At 42.2% G+C, this 17,794-nt stretch carries 15 protein-coding genes and 1 pseudogene; 13 read left to right on the top strand and 3 right to left on the bottom strand.

Features of this window, described 5'->3' with window-relative positions; genetic code table 11:
* Window positions 1–187: 187 nt before the first annotated feature.
* The 5 genes from H580_RS0120740 to gntK all read left to right on the top strand — a co-directional run bounded on the left by H580_RS0120740 (window position 188) and on the right by gntK (window position 5,925).
* Window positions 188–901: a GTP pyrophosphokinase gene (locus H580_RS0120740; RefSeq protein ID WP_245583612.1), complete on the top strand. Its 714-nt coding sequence runs from the start codon at window positions 188–190 to the stop codon at window positions 899–901.
* A gap of 240 nt (window positions 902–1,141) precedes the next feature.
* A complete protein-coding gene (gene gnd / locus H580_RS0120745) occupies window positions 1,142–2,038 on the top strand; it encodes a phosphogluconate dehydrogenase (NAD(+)-dependent, decarboxylating) (protein WP_028596488.1) in 897 nt (298 codons plus the stop codon).
* Window positions 2,039–2,162: 124 nt separating this feature from the next.
* Window positions 2,163–2,840: a GntR family transcriptional regulator gene (locus H580_RS0120750; protein WP_028596489.1), complete on the top strand. Its 678-nt coding sequence runs from the start codon at window positions 2,163–2,165 to the stop codon at window positions 2,838–2,840.
* A 93-nt stretch (window positions 2,841–2,933) separates the two neighbouring features.
* The gene (locus H580_RS0120755; RefSeq protein WP_028596490.1) at window positions 2,934–4,295 is read left to right on the top strand and encodes a GntP family permease; all 1,362 of its coding nucleotides are present in this window, start codon (window positions 2,934–2,936) and stop codon (window positions 4,293–4,295) included.
* Between the two features lie 82 nt (window positions 4,296–4,377).
* Window positions 4,378–5,925 (top strand): gluconokinase, encoded by a 1,548-nt coding sequence (gene gntK, locus H580_RS0120760; RefSeq protein ID WP_028596491.1) that lies wholly within the window; start codon window positions 4,378–4,380, stop codon window positions 5,923–5,925.
* A 184-nt stretch (window positions 5,926–6,109) separates the two neighbouring features.
* On the opposite strand, the gene H580_RS0120765 is transcribed toward gntK, so the two are convergent.
* Window positions 6,110–8,179 carry a DUF5693 family protein gene (locus H580_RS0120765; RefSeq protein ID WP_028596492.1) on the bottom strand — a complete coding sequence of 690 codons (2,070 nt, stop codon included), beginning with the start codon at window positions 8,177–8,179 and terminating at the stop codon, window positions 6,110–6,112.
* 392 nt (window positions 8,180–8,571) lie between these two features.
* Here H580_RS0120765 and H580_RS0120775 point away from each other — a divergent pair, with 392 nt between their 5' ends.
* Entirely contained in the window at window positions 8,572–9,183 is a 612-nt protein-coding gene (locus H580_RS0120775) for a flavin reductase family protein (protein WP_028596493.1), read from the top strand.
* An 85-nt stretch (window positions 9,184–9,268) separates the two neighbouring features.
* Here the strand turns inward: H580_RS0120775 and H580_RS26305 are convergent.
* Window positions 9,269–9,394, bottom strand: a pseudogene (locus tag H580_RS26305) (DJ-1/PfpI family protein); the annotation flags it as partial.
* A 232-nt stretch (window positions 9,395–9,626) separates the two neighbouring features.
* Here H580_RS26305 and H580_RS0120780 point away from each other — a divergent pair.
* The 5 genes from H580_RS0120780 to H580_RS26880 all read left to right on the top strand — a co-directional run bounded on the left by H580_RS0120780 (window position 9,627) and on the right by H580_RS26880 (window position 13,878).
* Entirely contained in the window at window positions 9,627–10,238 is a 612-nt protein-coding gene (locus tag H580_RS0120780; RefSeq protein ID WP_028596494.1) for a hypothetical protein, read from the top strand.
* Between the two features lie 21 nt (window positions 10,239–10,259).
* On the top strand, window positions 10,260–10,637 hold the full coding sequence (locus H580_RS0120785) for a hypothetical protein (RefSeq protein ID WP_028596495.1): 378 nt from the start codon (window positions 10,260–10,262) through the stop codon (window positions 10,635–10,637).
* A gap of 157 nt (window positions 10,638–10,794) precedes the next feature.
* Window positions 10,795–11,010 carry a hypothetical protein gene (locus H580_RS0120790; protein ID WP_028596496.1) on the top strand — a complete coding sequence of 72 codons (216 nt, stop codon included), beginning with the start codon at window positions 10,795–10,797 and terminating at the stop codon, window positions 11,008–11,010.
* 100 nt (window positions 11,011–11,110) lie between these two features.
* A complete protein-coding gene (locus H580_RS0120795; protein ID WP_028596497.1) occupies window positions 11,111–11,665 on the top strand; it encodes an NADPH-dependent FMN reductase in 555 nt (184 codons plus the stop codon).
* A gap of 548 nt (window positions 11,666–12,213) precedes the next feature.
* Window positions 12,214–13,878 carry a glycoside hydrolase family 19 protein gene (locus H580_RS26880; RefSeq protein WP_028596498.1) on the top strand — a complete coding sequence of 555 codons (1,665 nt, stop codon included), beginning with the start codon at window positions 12,214–12,216 and terminating at the stop codon, window positions 13,876–13,878.
* Window positions 13,879–14,034: 156 nt separating this feature from the next.
* Here H580_RS26880 and H580_RS25025 read toward each other — a convergent pair whose 3' ends face one another.
* A complete protein-coding gene (locus tag H580_RS25025; protein WP_051217618.1) occupies window positions 14,035–15,198 on the bottom strand; it encodes an acyltransferase in 1,164 nt (387 codons plus the stop codon).
* Between the two features lie 297 nt (window positions 15,199–15,495).
* On the opposite strand from H580_RS25025, the gene H580_RS0120810 reads away from it, so the two are divergent.
* Together H580_RS0120810 and H580_RS0120815 are read left to right on the top strand one after the other, a co-directional pair.
* Entirely contained in the window at window positions 15,496–16,713 is a 1,218-nt protein-coding gene (locus tag H580_RS0120810) for a helix-turn-helix domain-containing protein (RefSeq protein ID WP_028596499.1), read from the top strand.
* Between the two features lie 45 nt (window positions 16,714–16,758).
* Window positions 16,759–17,790: an ABC transporter substrate-binding protein gene (locus H580_RS0120815; RefSeq protein ID WP_051217619.1), complete on the top strand. Its 1,032-nt coding sequence runs from the start codon at window positions 16,759–16,761 to the stop codon at window positions 17,788–17,790.
* Window positions 17,791–17,794 lie beyond the last annotated feature (4 nt).

Below are 17,794 nucleotides of genomic sequence, written 5' to 3' on the forward strand. Positions count from 1 at the left end.
TCGGAGAACATACAAATACAAATTCCAATTCCAATTCCAATTATATAGTGTCTTAGGCGATTTATTCGTACTATTGGATATGCCATTTTCGATTTAATTAATTTATTTGCTAATTTTCAGGTTCTTTTCATCTTGAATCGTTATGTTAGTAGTAACACATACTATTACTCATCATGGGGGCACATTAATGTTGACTACAGAAAATATGGTTGCGGATCATATTACTACAGACCTAACAACGGAATTAGACCTAACTGCCGAAATAACAAAAGAAAAAAGTAAGAGCGAAATATTCGAATTGCTGCAAAAAAACTGGGGCGGCTATTTCCGCCAATACCAGATGGCGTTGAATGAATTAACTAGTGACTTCCAAATTATTGATCTCGACTGGAAATCAAGATACGGTTATTCACCGATTGAACATATGAAATCTCGCATCAAAAATCCACTGTCTTTATTGAAAAAGATTGAAAAGAAGAACATTCCCTTTAATCAAAAAGCGGTTCAAAAGCAAATTTTTGATATTGCAGGTATGCGTATTGTAACGACTTTTATCGACGACGTGTACATGATGAAGGAGCATATTGAGAAACGGGAAGATATTCGTGTTATGCGAGTGAAAGACTTTATTCAAAACCCGAAGCCGAGCGGATATAAGAGTTTGCATTTGGTCGTTCAGACGAAAGTTATATTGGCAGATGACATATTGTGGGTACCAGCAGAAATCCAGCTTCGTACTTCTTCCATGGATTTCTGGGCTGCGACTGAGCATAAATTGAACTATAAATATGAAGACGGTGAAGTACCAGCGGATGCGAAGCAGCAGCTTGTTGACTTGGCAGCGTCAGCGTTTCAGATGGACAAGCAAATGTCATTATTGCGCAATCAATTGCTGAAATAATAAATAGAAGAAAGTAACAACGTTTAGAAAAAATCATAGTTGGACCGCATTAATTTAGTCACTCGTTGACAAATGTGCGGTCTTTTTTATTCATTATGAAGCTGATAACGGTAACAGCTTTCTAATCTTTTCTAAAAAAACTATTTACAACTTTCTAAGAAAGCGTTATCATACATTTACGAAGTACAACTTGTATACAAGTATACTTGTTGTGAAAAGGCTAGCAAGGGGGAACATGTAGTGAAAGTAGGCATGATAGGTCTTGGCAAAATGGGGTTCAATCTAGTACGCAATATGATGCGTTACGATCATGAGGCAGTCGTATACGATGTGAATGCTGAACCAAGAGAGAAGCTGGCAGCAGAAGGTGCGGTTCCAGCGGCGACGATTGAGGAGCTTGTACATAAGCTTGATGCGCCACGTATCGTATGGATGATGGTCCCAGCGGGTGAGATCGTAGACAGTGTTATCGATACATTGCTTCCTATATTGTCTCCAGGAGACATCGTTATTGATGGTGGGAACTCGCACTATAAGCAATCCATAGCTCGTGGCGAAAAAATGCAATCGCAAGGTATTCATTACTTTGACGTTGGAACGTCTGGTGGAACTGATGGAGCTGAGCATGGAGGTTGCTTCATGATTGGCGGCAACGCAGAGGTATTCGGAAGCTTGGAGCCGTTGTTCAGCGACATGGCGGTTGATCATGGGTACATGTATGCAGGCAAACTTGGAAGCGGTCATTTTCTAAAAATGATCCACAACGGTATCGAATATGGTATGATGCAAGCGATTGCAGAAGGCTTCGAAGTGCTTGAGAAGAGTGACTTTGACTTTGATTATGAACAGGTTGCTCGTGTATGGGCGAACGGTTCCGTCATTCGCAGCTGGCTCATGGATTTGACACAGAATGCTTTTGCGAAAGATCCGAAGCTGGAAGGTATTCGTGGAGTTATGAACAGCTCTGGCGAAGGAAAATGGACAGTGGAGACAGCCCTTGATCTTCAAGCGAGCACACCAGTCATTGCAATGTCGTTAATGATGAGATATCGCTCACTCGATACCGATGCATTCCATGGCAAAGTTGTAGCAGCACTGCGTAACGAATTCGGTGGACATGCAGTCGTATCGAAGTAACGAATGATAAAGCCTATTTTTATAGCAAAATGGATTGGGTAAGCCAGCATATGATAAGATAGAGCAGACATGCCGTTAGTTCGGATTTCGGCATCATCTATTTCATTAGGAAGAGTTGAATCATATGCACTATCCGTCAACATGGCTGCAAGGAGCCTCATTAGGTGAATGTATCGCATGCGAATTGCGTTTGCAAATTGTTAAAGGAACGATTAAGCCCGACGAGGTGATTTCCGAGAATCGGATAGCTGCCGACTTTGGAACGAGTCGTTCTCCAGTTAGAGAAGCATTGAAAGCGTTATCCAATGAAGGGCTTATTCGCCTCGAACGAATGGGTGCTGTAGTAATCGGATTGACATTGGATGATGTGAAGGAATTGTATGATGTTCGATATTTGATTGAAAGCTTTGTGCAGCAGCGTTTAGCTGATGTCGATCAGGAGCGGTTGTTCACTCAACTGAATCAGATTATTGATAAAATGGAGCTTGCAGTTAAATACAATGATGTCGTCGAGTTTGCTTATCAGGATATTTCATTCCATGAAGCCATTATCGCGGCAGCAGAGCATCGTCGAATTCAACATCTTTGGAACAGTATTCGTCATATCGTGTTGACCGTCCTGCTAATTACGACAGAGGAAGTATTCTCCATGGGAGAAGAGAAACTTCTAAATGTGATTGAAAAGCATAGAGAGCTGTTGCAGGGATTGCAATCGAAGGACATTGAAGTTATTAAGCGCGGCGTCGAACAATATTTTGCTGACTCACGTAAAACCCTTGTTACAAGCCTTCCTCCAGAATAAGTGGAGGTAAGGCGATAATAAGGCGCGAGCAAAGTTGTCGACTAGTATACAAAAATATTTCAGATTGATCGTACATCAAGGGAGGACATTCTGATGAGCACGATTTTCGGTCTCAGTCATGAAGCAACATTGCTTGTTTGGACTTTTGTATCTATTGCATTCTTAATTGTCTTTATTGCGAAGTATAAGTGGAATCCTTTTGTTACTTTGTTATTGTCTGCATTAATGCTTGGTCTTCTTTCTGGTATGAATCCATTGGATGTCGTGAAGTCCGTCATCGGCGGCGTCGGCGGTACGTTAGGTAAGATTGCGCTTGTTATCGGTCTCGGAACGATGCTAGGTAAGATGATGGCAGAGTCTGGCGGCGCGGAACGAATTGCAACAACACTCGTTGATAAGTTTGGTGCGAAGCGCGTTCACTGGTCGATGATGTTTGTAGGTTTTATCGTTGGTATTCCGGTATTTTTCGAAGTTGGTCTTATTCTATTGATTCCGATTGTGTTCACCGTTGCACGTAAAACGAACATGTCTCTCTTGCAAATCGGGATTCCGATTCTTGCTGGTTTGTCTATTGTACACGGTCTTGTACCACCACATCCGGCGCCAATGATTGCGATTGATGCATTCAACGCTGACCTTGGCATGACGATTTTGTATTCCTTGATCGTAGGTTTGCCAGCTGCTATCATTGCTGGTCCTATCTTCGGTAAATATATTGGTAAGCGGATACAAGTTCAGCCGCCTGCAAATCTAGAAGAGCAATTTGCTGTCAAAGGCGACATTAAGCTGCCTGGATTCGGAATTACGTTGTTTACGATTCTTTTACCCGTTATTCTAATGTTAGCTGGTTCTGCGGCGTTAATTCTAGATCCAGATGCAACAAGTAGCTGGACGATATTCTTTGAGTTTATCGGTCATGAAGTCATAGCGTTGCTCATATCGGTCGTATTCTCCTTCTACTCGCTTGGCTTTGCTCGTGGATTCACGAAGGAAGATATTTCCCGCTTCAGCAGCGAATGTTTGGCGCCAACGGCAACGATTATTTTGATCATCGGTGGTGGCGGAGCATTCAAGCAAGTGCTTATTGATAGTGGAGTAGGTGGAGCGATTGCACAAATTGCAACACAAGCTAATGTAAATATTATTCTGTTTGCTTGGCTGGTAGCAGCACTTATTCGCGTCGCTACTGGTTCCGCAACGGTTGCGATGACAACGGCAGCAGGAATTGTAGCTCCTGTTCTAGCTATGAACCCAGGTGTAAATGTCGAGCTTGTTGTATTGGCAACGGGTGCTGGCTCGATCGTATTGTCCCACGTTAACGATGCAGGCTTCTGGATGGTTAAAGAGTTCTTTAACATGTCGGTCACACAAACGTTGAAGTCTTGGACCGTGATGGAGACGATACTATCTGTTGTAGCACTTGGTCTAATTCTTGCTCTCAGTATGTTCGTTTAAATAGAGGCAGTTCAAAAAGTCCGGATATCACGGACTTTTTGAATATGCAATAAAGGCAGTGGAAGGAAAGAAGGGTTATGTTATGAGCAAAGTTCTATATACGATCGGTATCGATATTGGTACAACGAGTACGAAGGCAGTTCTGTTTCAGGAAGATGGTACAGTCGTAGCAAAAGGCGGGGAAGAGTACCCATTATTTACACCTAATGCCACGATTGCAGAACAGAATCCGGAACAGATTTTTCAGGCGGTCATTCAATCGGTTAAACAGGTCATGTCGAATAGCAGCGTCTCTCCATCCGATATCCTATTCGTTTCTTTCAGCTCTGCGATGCATAGTGTTATTGCCGTTAATGCAGCAGGCGTTCCATTGACGCCTTGTATTACATGGGCAGACAATCGGAGTGCTGCTCATGCGGTGCGCTTGAAGCAGGAGATGAACGGACATGAGTTGTATCGCCGTACAGGGACGCCGATTCATCCAATGTCGCCGATTACGAAGCTAATGTGGCTGCGTGACGAAGAGCCGGAGCTGTTTGCGAAGACAACCAAGTTCATTTCGATTAAAGAATATGTATTTGCAAAGTTGTTCGGCAAATATGTAGTTGATTACTCCATCGCATCTGCTACAGGCATGTTTAACTTGCAGCAGCTTGATTGGGACGAGGAAGCACTTCGAATTGCTGGTGTGGGTAGAGAACAGCTGTCTGAGCTCGTGCCAACAACGCATCAGATGAAAGGATTGGATGGAGCATTCGCCTGTGAAATGGGCCTTGATCCTCAAACAACCTTTATTGTAGGCGCAAGCGATGGAGTATTGTCCAATCTAGGTGTCAATGCGATTCAGCCTGGAGTCGTAGCTGTTACAATCGGGACAAGCGGAGCGATTCGTACGGTAGTTGACCGGCCTGTGACTGATCCGAAAGGACGTACGTTCTGTTATGCGTTAACTGACAAGCACTGGGTAGTAGGCGGTCCGGTAAACAATGGCGGCATGCTATTCCGCTGGGTGCGTGACGAGCTTGCCGCATCGGAAGTGGAAGCTGCGAAGCGCCTTGGAATCGATCCGTATAATCTGCTCACGCAAATTGCTGAGCGTGTAAGACCTGGATCAGACGGCTTGTTGTTCCACCCATTTTTCACAGGTGAGCGTGCTCCGCTCTGGAATGCCGATGCGCGAGGGTCCTTCTTCGGCTTAACGATGCACCATCGCAAAGAGCATATGATTCGTTCGGTTTTGGAAGGGATCATCTTCAATTTATACACGGTGCTCTTGGCAATGGAAGAGCAGATTGGTCGACCTCATCGCATTCATGCGACTGGTGGCTTTGCCCGCTCGGAGCTGTGGCGTCAAATGATGGCAGACATTTTCGATCAGAAAGTGGTCATTCCAGAAAGCTATGAAAGCTCCTGCTTAGGTGCGGTTGTACTGGGGCTCTATGCTACGGGTAGAACCGATTCGTTGGATATTGTCTCGACGATGGTAGGTGCATCCCATGAGCATAAGCCTGTGAAGGAGAATGCGAAGTTGTATCACCAGCTGCTTCCGATCTTTATTTCCCTTCCGCGTAGGTTGGAAGAGGAGTATGCGGCGATGGCAAAATTCCAGCGCAATTTATTGGAAGAGTAGCCTTTTTAATTCATAGAAAGATACAGAGTTGACTTATCGTTAACTTAAAAATAAGGGCTGTCTCACGTGGGAGTTGCCTTCCAACTGTTAGCCTATTTTAATAGGTTCTAACTATGGGGGGACCACAGGGAGACAGCCTTTACTGTTCATTTAGAAGCACAATTGTAACGTTGTACTATAACTGTCAATTAATATTGCTCGACCAACGCTTTTTCCCATAGTTCCAAATGAAACAAACGATATGCCAAGCGACTATAGCAAGTATGCCTATAATAATTCCGAGAACCATACCTAATCCTACACGGATAAAGGAAATCATAAGCGGTGTATGCAGATGGGCGAATGTGTTCGCGAGAGAAATTTGACCAATGATGCTCATCGCGAAAATGATAATGCCTGCCTTTACCTTACTTAATGCTAAGTAAGCACCGAGGAAGAAGAGTGGATATGCAAATAAAAATTCCTTTAGGCGTGGACGAACACCGAGCGTTTGCTCTAACAAGGCGCGGAACAATAGCTCGATTGGGGAAACGGCACCTGAATTTCCCGTGCGAATAAAATAATAAAGAAGTACGGCGGAGCAGGCTGCAGCAATTACACACCAAAGAATGGTGATCGGCGTTAGTAAGATACGTTTAACAAATTGAGCTTTTCCTCGTAAAGACAGCTCGTTTTTATCAAAAAAGAGTAAATAGAGCGCGACAAAACCTATTGGAATAATACTAGCCAGCCCTACGCCCTGGAATTGATCGACTTTTAATAGAAACACAATGTCATTTAGTAAACTGACGATTACCATGCCGCCAATAAGAGATATCATCGAAGTGCGGATAAATAGAGTTACACCTGTTACGATGCGCTGTATAGGAGATAGAGACAAGCTTTGTTTGCTGCGCAATGTGCGGATCGCCAAGATGAGAGCAACTGTAGGTGCAGCGATGCAAGCGCCTAACGATATTAATTTGTAGAGCCATAAAGGCGATACTACGTAGAGTCCGACAGCAGCAACGATGCCCATCAGCAAACTTGGCAGTAGGAGAGCGGGAAAGAAGCATCCTACCAGTAATGCAATGATAGCAATACCCACCCCAATCATAAGCCACTTCCATAGCATCTGCATAGGAATTTCTTTCGTCTCAAATACAGGAGCCTGTCCAACCTGCATACTGAACTTTTCTAGTCTGGCAGTTACACTATCTTTACCATTTAAGATCGAATATAACGGTTCTAGTGGATTAACATAGGTGCCAGTACTTGGGCTAACAGCTGGTTTGGCGGAGATAAGGATAGTTCGGATATTGCGGTCCTTTACAGCTAGAACAAGTCGATCTGCAAATCTCGTCATGAGTGCTTCAAGCTGCTTGTCATTAAGCGTACCGATCAGTTTACCAGAATCAAAATCGCTGAAAATATGCGTGCGTACGATTTGATTATCTAGATTAGAAGCCAGCGTTTGCAGTCCGATAGGCTCGGTCTTTTTCAGTTCGGGCAGAGCTAGTTTTAGACCGTGCTTGCGCATTAAATCAGCTGTAAGCTTAATGTTGTCGTCTAGTTCATTGATGGACTTCGTCACGCCAGGTACCGATTCTCCATCGATCACCAACGTGGTTACTCCATAACTGCGCAGCATCGCTAGGGACTTGTCGAGCGCATTAGCGTCAAATGGACGGCGATTGGATATGTAAGCAACGATGTCGAACTGCTGTTCTTTCAGCATTTGCAAGGTGAGAGGATCATAATCGAGCGTTATGATGGAAGCGTCTTTTATTGGCATTTCTAAGACAAGTCCATCTTGTTCGTTCAAGGTCCAACGTTGGGTGGCAATGTTCAAACGTTGTGCTTGCTGTTCAATGAACTGGTTCATTTGACTTCGACTATTCGGATCCGTAAAAAGGATGTAGGTGAAGTTCTCTTGAGGTGAAATCGGTTGAGAGGTCAATACGCTGACTTCGCGTGAAGAGTACATATTTATTTTGCGGCTTAAGAGCAGCTCTTGAAGTGTGCTTTCATGTACAGCAATGGCGTTTATGCCAGTCTCCTTCATCGTATTAAGCTGTTCTTGGATAAACGAAGCAGGGTGAAGCTGTGAATCTGACATTTGCAGCAGATCTCGAAAATGCATAACGAACTGAACGCTGCTTGACGTGTTCTCCGTTGTCACACGTTGATAAACTAAGGGGATATTAGCCAGCATACCAATGATGACAAAACACCATATCCATCGTGTTAATCTATCATTTCGAGATAGATTCATATTATCAACTCCAATGCATGATGAGGTTGTTCTACATTTGGATTGTAATGAATATCAGCTAAGATGTCTACAATTACCATAATTATTGTTGTTTTTAAATATAACCGCTCGTAATTTCATATTTATGAGAAGGGTGTAATGTAATTGGGTGGCGCTAAAAAATGGTGAGCCGTACATTTACGGCAATGGTAATAGCCTGATAAGGGAAAGTATTTAAGAACGGATTGAGCAAGTCGATGTTGAAAGAGGCAATGAGAAAAAGTGGAACGAATCAAGTGGTGAATAAAGTAATAGCTCAGATTGAAGCTATGCTGCAGCAGTAGCAAAGTTGACAGAATCTTTATCTTGAATTATCTTTAATTCAAGATAATTTAAAGCGAGGAGATTTTGTTATGATATCGATAGATGCAACACAACTTACAGATAAAGATGCTTATAAGCTGCTTATTGGCAGTGTTGTGCCAAGACCAATTGCTTTTATTACGACGCTGTCTCAAAAAGGCGTATTGAATGCAGCTCCGTTTAGTTATTTCTCCATCGTATCCAGCAATCCGCCGATGCTCTCTGTATCGGTTCAACGCAAAGCAGGCGAATTGAAGGATACAGCGAGAAATGCGATTGAGTCTGGCGAGTTGGTGATTCATATCGTCGATGAAGCAATCGTAAAGGCAGTCAACGAGACTGCGGCGAATGTACCGCCAGATGAGAGTGAGGTTGAACTTGCTGGCTTAACTCCGATTGAGAGCGAATCGATTCGTGTACCTGGGATCGCAGAATCTAAAATTCGCATGGAGTGTGTGCTTGAGAAGTCCATCCCACTAGGTGGTACGGATGAAACACCTACTTGTGATCTGCTCATTGCTCGTGTCGTGCGTGCACATATTGCGGATGATATCTACGAGGATGGACGTATTGATGCGGAGAAGCTGCAGCTTGTGAGCCGCATGGCCGGAAGCTATTATTCTTCTTTAGGCAAGTTGTTCTCTATTGAGCGACCGCAGTGATCTAATGGTTGCAGAGCATGGGTAAATATAGTTTAGCTCATCATGAAAGACCAAGTGTGTTCTGCGCTTGGTCTTTTTAATACATTTAAAAATATAAACCTTTAGCAACTGGCTGAACCGTTTCTAATACAGTGTCAACCATTTCGTCATCAACTAATGTTCTAATCATCCAAGCCGCGAGATCCTGCGCAGCAAAATAGCCAGCAGTAGTGAACCTGAACACATTGAACCTTTTAATTGCCTTGCAGGATCTAGCCCATGGTAAAAAACATCTGTATCAGTGAAATTATCGTAACGGACAATTTTAATAATTAATAAATTGTGCAACCAGTATCATGGTAAACTAAGAATTGATATTCCATCTGGGAACGATAGTTTAATGGACATTTTGATAGCGAAGCTTGTGGAAATGACGATGACATTTATACAGAGGATGGATAGCCATGGGAGTAAATTTTTCAGCTGTATTTCATAATACACTTAGTTCAGCAGGTATGTATCAGTTATGTGACGATCTAAATAATGCTACTAAGTTCCCGACACTACAAAAGTTTAGCGAAGAAGTAGTGAAAAATAATCCGCATCTAAATAATATATGGAAATGGAGCTACTTTAGCTTTGAGCACTCCGTTACGAATACGATTGAAGAAAAGTTAGAGGCTGACGGATATATTGAGCTTGATGGCCCAGGGGGATTTGATTTGTTATTCAATCGTCATATAGTCGAGCTGTCTTCTTTTACTCGATGGAGCCCTTTTTTGAAAAATCTTGTGCATCGTCATGAAATGAGAATGATTTGCTATGAAATAGCATCCTATATGGGGAAAACGAAGGCGATATACATGGGTGATAACTACTGTGCAAGCGATTATGTTTACGATAATAATACAATGGAGGAATATAAACAATTTTTGATAAAGAGGTTTGGCTCATCAAAAGAATCAATTGATGACTTGTATATTGATTTAGGAGATTCTTGGGATTCTATTGGTTATTTTGAGGATCATTTTCATGATTTGAAAATGATGAATGGTAAATCTAATATTTCTAAGTGATGTGATAATGTGAGTATATATATGAATGAAGTTGATCTAATAAATGCTGATGCCTCAGAAATTCTATTGAAACTAGTCAGCTCAAATTGCATCATTATGTTTTTAAATCTATTTCATGCAGATAAAGTTGAAGATTTCGTAAGAGCAAATACATTTGTTTTACTAACCGATATCGTGAAGGTTATTGATGTGGAAGGGAAGATTAGCATATATCCGAATTTAAATACAGCTAATAGACTCAAAGAAGAACTCAATAAGCAAGATGGGGATTTCTCTTGTGTTATTTTGTCGGGCAAAATGGATTTGTTATTTTATGTGCGAGGAACCGAGTATGGTATTAGAGTGAAAGAATACCACAAAGGATTGATTGAGGAATATGTTGATTCACAGCGTACTTAAGGTATCTTATTATGGGAATATGTTCGGTTTCTGAAGAGGACATGGAGCAACATGAAAAGATGAATAGAGAATTTAGTTTATCGTTAACAACATGGTATCATAGTCTTATGATGTCTAATGTCTAACACAAAGCAAACTAATTTCTAAGAGGTGGCACATGTCAATAGAGAGAAACGGTCATGTTTTAAAATACGAGGATGGGCGTTATTACATAGAAGAGGCGCCATATGCGACGGAAAAGCTTGATGAAGCAAAAATATATACGAAGTATTTCGATCTAGTGGAGGCACAAGGTGCCGCACTTCGTCATACGGGTGAAACAGTCAACATTACTGCAGTTTCTTTCTATGTATGCAACATAGCTGAAAAGTAAGTTAGTACATAGCAATGGCCCTTTACGTAACTTGATATCGAATAAGTACAGCCTTCTAGGAAATAGTAAAGAAATAATATTTCAGGAAGAGGAGCTCATCATGTCTAAAAAAATAGGCCTAATTTGCGGAAGCTTGCGAAAAAATTCCTATAATCGCATGATTGCAAACACGATTGCGGACTTAAACCTTTCTGCCACTTTTCATTGCATTGAGCTCGGTAATCTCCCTCTGTATAACGAAGATTTGGAAGCGGGAGAGCTGCCAGCATCCGTAGTGGCGTTTAATAAGGGGATCCTAGATGCAGACGGTATCGTAATTGTCACGCCGGAATACAATTCCGGTATTCCCGGAGTGCTCAAAAATGCGTTGGATTGGGCATCACGCCCGCCAAGATCCGGAGCTTTGCAGGGTAAGCCTGTAGGTATTGTTGGAGCGACACCTGGTGGATTAGGTACGGCATTAGCTCAAGTACAACTTAGGCATACGATTGAAGCGATGCAAGTTCCTTGTCTGCCATTTCAAAAAGTGCGTGTATCACAAGTACATGAAAAAGTAAATGCTGAGTTGAACATCGTTTCGGATGAGCGCACGAAACAGAACATTCAAAGTTACATGGAGCATTTTATAAAATGGATTGAACATCGCTCCAATTAAGACTCAAAATCATAGGCAGGGTCGGCTAAAACAAAATAGACATAAAAGTAAGGCATCAGCTAGCATGTGATATGCAGTTGATGCCTTACTTTTTTGCTCGTTTTTTACAATGTTCATTACCAGCAGGATCAACGGAAGTAACGCCATGGGTATAACACTGTTCGTAGTAAGCTCATCTTTATCGATTTAAACAGTGGTGAATTTATGCTATGTAAAGAGAATTATCATTTCGTGTAGAAAGAGATTCTCTTTTTTTATTGTCGAATAGATTAGTAGAACGAAACTATGAGTATGCATCAGCTGACAAAAAAAATTAAATAGTGACAACAAGCCGTCTATCAAATTATAATACAAGTGTTATCTAATATATGGAAATGGGAGGGATATGACGTACGCTTTGTCTCGTTTTAACGGTATTTTTGTAAGCGCTCTATTTATTGGCGATCAGAATCTAGCATTCGACTTTTTCAGCAGGTATCGCAGCTTTGTTCTGTATGAAACCATCTAGAATGTGCGGAGAGAAACCAAAAATGTAGAGGAGGCTCATTATGAAATCGAAGAAACAATTATTACAACGTAAACATATGGTGCGTAATATTAGTGCAGTACTTGGTGCAGCTATGATCGTATCTACTCCAGTTGCAGGAGGAGCAGTGTATGCAGCATCGAGCAATTCCTTCGCTGTAGCTCAAGTTACGGTACCTGCATGGAATGCGAGCACTGCCTATACTGGAGGGGCCAAAGTAAGTTACAATGGTAAAATTTATGAAGCAAAATGGTGGACGCAGGGCGAAAATCCTGAAACTTCTAGTGTGTGGAAACTAGTAACCACTGAGCCAAACCCAGGTGGTGGAACGGATACAGTTGCTCCGAGCGTACCAGCAGGACTTGTATCTTCAAACCCAACTTCAACATCTCTCACCTTGTCTTGGACTGCATCTACCGATAATGTTGGCGTTTCCAAATACGATATTTTTAGAAATGCGGTCAAAGTAGGCTCCTCAACGACAACTTCCTATACAGACACTGGCTTGACAGCTAATACGGCTTATAGTTATACAGTTAAAGCATTGGATGCCGCTGGCAATGCTTCAGCTGCAAGCACAGCGCTATCAGCAACCACATCGAATACCGGAAATGGAGAAGGACCACTCCTGCCAGTTGGTGGCAGCCGTGTCATTACGGATCAGCAAATTCAACAAACGTGGGGTGGCATTGATCCACAGTATTCCCCAGATCAAGCGGCCCAAGCTGTAAATGCTGCTCTTCCTAGAACCGAATATGAAACGTTGTTCCCATTGCGTACAGGTACGCCAGGATGGCATCAAAAAGCAGCAGGCAAACCTTACTACAAACCGGGACAAACGGACTACTACTCCTATGATAATTTGATTGCAGCTGTTCGTGATGTTGCGAACATTAAGTACAAAGAAGTCTACCGTGGACCTAGCAACTGGACGAAGCAAATTTGGCGTTTGGACAAGACTACAAAGACAGAAACACTTTTGTTTGAAGAAAAAGAGTTCAACGCAGAGTGGAATATCGGTAAGCCAACACGTTCCAGAATCATTGATTTTGGTACGTTCTTAAAAGAAGGAACGGAAGTGAACCGTAAGCGTGAGCTTGCTGCTTTCCTAGCGAATATTTCACATGAAACAGGTGGCGGCTGGCCAGGTGCTCCAGGTGGAGAACTAAGTTGGGCACTATTCTTTAACGAAGAAGTTGCTTATGTGAACGGTCAAGGCGGAATCGGATATGTGCAAAGCAATAGTGACTATCCACCAGTGGCAGGCAAATCTTATCATGGTCGCGGTCCAATTCAGTTGAGCTGGAACTACAACTATGGCTTGATCGGTTCCATTATTTTCGGTAATAAAAATGTATTGCTGAATAACCCTGAGAAGATTACAGACGATGGACGACTTGGCTTTATGACAGCTATTTTGTTCTGGATGACACCGCAAGATCCTAAGCCTTCTTGCCACGATATTATCGTTGGCAACTATGTACCGACAGCAGCGCAGCTTGCTAAAGGACTTGTGCCTGGATTTGGCGCTACGATTATGGTTATTAATGGAGCACAAGAAGGTAACCGCGATGAGTCGGATGTTCGTGTAGGCCGCCGTGTAGCTCACTATATCGAAATTACGGGTCGTGCTGGTGTTAACATTCAAGGCGAGAAGTTAAATACACTTGGTATGCAGGCATTTTAAACGATTATTTACATGAACGAGAGCGACGGGGAAACCCGTCGTTTTCATTTGCTTCAATTGGGTTCGTCAGTAGTAGACGTAAATAGCAGCAAAAATAAGCGAGGAAGCTGTGATTAGCTCCTCGCTTAAACTCGTTCATTAAATTAGCAAGTATGATTACATCGTTGCTGAAGTAGATTTGTTTGTTTCGGTTTTGGATCGCGCTCTTCTCAAGCCAGTCATCATATGCCCCATAGGCAGTTTGGACAATACATAAGTTAACATGACGGATAAGAACGAAGCGATGATAAAGGCAATAATTGTTCGCAAGGTTACATTGATATAATTAGCAAAGTAGTCAGGCAGCCAATAAGATAGTCCTAACACAAAGGCATGGACGAGATATGCACCGTAAGAATAATGACTAACAAACGTAACGACACGACGGGTACGACTATTCGCAACACTGCTTATACGCATACAGAATAAATACGTAGCAAATACGGAGCTAACTAAAAATAGCGCCGTGACAGGCCTTAGCAGCAGCAATTGGCTATATTCTGTTTTCAGTGCTGGAACAATCTCGAAGCTTGAAATAGTACGATACGCCATAATAGTGCTAGTCAAAATAAATAAGGAATATATCCATCCAGCATAGCGGCTTATCCATGCTCTCCAGCTTGTGATCGTCAGACCAGCCAATGCGCCAAGTGCAAAGTAATAGAAGAAGTTAAGTGCATTTCGATCCGCATATTTAGTCAAAATAGGTGTAATCAATGGAATGTTCCAACGCGCAGCCGTTATATGAATCGGGTACGTCATCAATAGGATATAAGCGATTGCCAATACTGAGAAAGTGATATAAACAGCAAGTGGTGTACGAACCCATCTCTTTGCTTGCATAATGATGAAGCGAGAAATAGGAAACGTAATGTACAGCTGAATAATCATGATTACATACCAAAGGTGGTAGGATGCTTTACCTGTCAGAAATACTTCTCCAAACCTATTAATCGCAGATAGTACGTCCATATGATTTTGAATTAGCAAATATACAAAAGACCAAAATAAGTACGGCACGATAATGTCACTAAACCGCTTCTTCATAAATGTCCAGTAATTCAGTCGACCATCGTAATTATAAAATAGAACGAGCCCTGTTATAAAAATAAACATCGGTACGGCGAATTTAGTAACCAGCAGTAAAAAGGTGAAGGCAACACCATCTGCTAAATGAGCCTCAGGGACAAAAATGTAATGCCCGATAGAGTGCTGCAGGACGACAGCGAGAAAGGCAAAAGCTCTAATATAATGAATTTCTTCGATATGTTCTTTTTTCATTGTTTCATTATAGCTAGAAATGCGATTTGACACTAGGTGAATTTTTGGTATCGCTACGTTTATTTACGTTGTCCACCTAGTGATTAAGTTACTTGTTGACAGTATGAGCTTGAAAAATAATTGAAGAGATTTTCACTTCTTATATGGAGTGTGTGAGTGTATACAAGTTCTGTTATAGATTGACGAATAGGGGGCAGTGTGATAGGTTAAAATCGACAATGATAATCATTATCAATTAATTATTGTTCATGTGCTTTTTTATTCTTGCAATTGATCATATTGATGGGGTGGTTCTGCGTGAGTTCACAAATAGAGTTACAACTAGACAGAAGCTCATTTGCTTCAGGCGACAGCCGAAAAACGAGTTTAATAGAAGTAAAAGCATTTATCGATGAGCATTTTGACGAACCAATTTCGATTGGATTGTTGGCAGAGATGGCTAATGTGTGTCCGAAATACTTTGTTGATTTATTCAAAAAAACATTTGGCCAAAGCACAATGGATTATGTTACGAACGTCCGTATTAATCATGCGAAACGATATTTAGCCGAAACAGACTGCTTGCTGCGCGACATCGCAGTCAAAGTAGGATATAAAGATGAATTCTATTTTAGTCGTAAATTCAAGAAAGAAGTCGGCATTTCACCATCTGATTTTGCCAAAAATACTCGCAGAGTGATTGCGACTTGTTCTTCCTCCGTTATTGGACAACTGCTGCCTTTGAACGTAATGCCTGTAGTAGCACCACTTGATGCAAAGTGGACACCATTTTATTACAATGTTTACCACTCCGAGATCAAATCCCACTTAAAGCTCACTGCACCATATCACGATAGTAGTTTTGAAGAAAATGCAGATAGATTGTTTCAAGCCAAACCTGACGCCATTATTGGAACGGATCATCTATCAACAGACCAAATTAGCAAGCTTGAGCATATTGCTCCTTCGCTTATTGTTCCAGCCCACGCAGGATGGAGAGAGCAGTTGACGATGATAGCTGCGTTTTTAAATAAAGAAGAGCAAGCCCAGCGGTGGATCGAGCAATATGAACAACGAGTTCAATATGCTCGCTCGCAAATTGAACAAGTAGTAGGTCAGGAAAGCGTTTTGACGCTGCGTATATTTGGGTCCAGCATTCATGTGTACAGCAATCGTGGTTTAGAGGAGGTACTTTACGAAGACTTGCAGCTGGAACCTGCTTGTAGCATAAGCGTTAGGAACAATCAGCAGATTACAATTACGAAGCTGCTGCAGTGCAATCCGGATCGCATATTTGTTGCGGTATGTCCAGAAGCTTCTTCTCGTAGATACTGGCTTGGATTGCAGCATTCTACCGAATGGAGAAAGCTAAAATCGGTTGCGAATCGCCATGTATATATGATTTCTTCTGATCCGTGGTTTGAATACTCTGCCCTTGCTATTAGCAGGATGCTTGATGAAGCGTTGCTCCTCTTTACAGGAAATTGTCCAAATGCACTTCTGGATAAAAGCCATGGTGTATCGTTTGGTACCTAATATATACTCGACTTAATTGAGAATTATTATCAAAGAGGGAGATGAATGGTGTTGAACAGCTTTTCTAAAGGAAGAATCGCTTGGAGGACACGGGTATCCGTAATCGTGTGCTCTGCAATTATAGCTGGCTTGTTGGCAGGCTGTGGAGATAGCACAAGCAAAGAAGATGGATCTGCCAAGCATTCGAGTTCGAATGTATCCTCCACTGAAGTTGCTCCTGCTGGGCAGCAAAGCGCTGCGTCTAGTGAGCGAACGATAACTGATGAACTTGGCAATGAAGTTAAGCTGCCAGCAGAGGTGAAGAGTGTCTTTGCTCCGAACATGGAGGATTCGTTAGTTGCATTGGGCGTGAGCCCTGTTGCGCAATGGTCGAATGGAAAGCTGGGTCATTTTTATTTGCAAGATCAGTTGAAGGATGTGCTTAAGATTGACCACTCAGGAGGGCTTCCTGGCCCTGAAGTATTATTGGCTCATAATCCTGATCTTATCGTTTTGCATGCGGAGTCATATGCCAAGAACGGAGCATATGAGAATTATGCCAAAATTGCCCCGACGTATGTGTTCAAAAATGCTGCTGGAGATATTGAGAAATCCCTAGTTACATTAGGAGATTTGCTCGGCAAGTCTAAAGAGGCAGAACAGGCTGTGCAAGCCTATAAGCAAAAAGTGAGTGTAGCAAAAGAAAAGCTGAGCAGCGTAGTTGGCGATAAAAAGGTTGCAGTTATCCGTTTTGCACCTCGGGGCGTCAGTTTGATGGGTGGCGAATATTTTTGTGGATATGCGCTGCATCAGGATTTGGGACTTGGGATGTCCAAGCTCGTTGAGAACAAAACGGCAGCCAATATTTCATTAGAAATACTGCCTGAATTGGATGCAGATTTCATATTTGTCATCAATGCTTATGACCAAGGGACAGAGCGGATGACAGAAATGATGGCAAGCGATATTTGGAAGAGCATGCCTGCTGTCAAAAATGGTCATGTATATGAAGTTAATAATCAGCATTGGCTCGGAAGCGGTCTTATTGCCTATGAAAAGATTGTTGACGATACGGTTCGATTACTAACGAGCAAATAGGGAG

The sequence above is a fragment of the Paenibacillus assamensis DSM 18201 genome (genome assembly GCF_000422445.1).
GTDB classification, from domain to species: Bacteria; Bacillota; Bacilli; order Paenibacillales; family Paenibacillaceae; genus Paenibacillus_B; species Paenibacillus_B assamensis.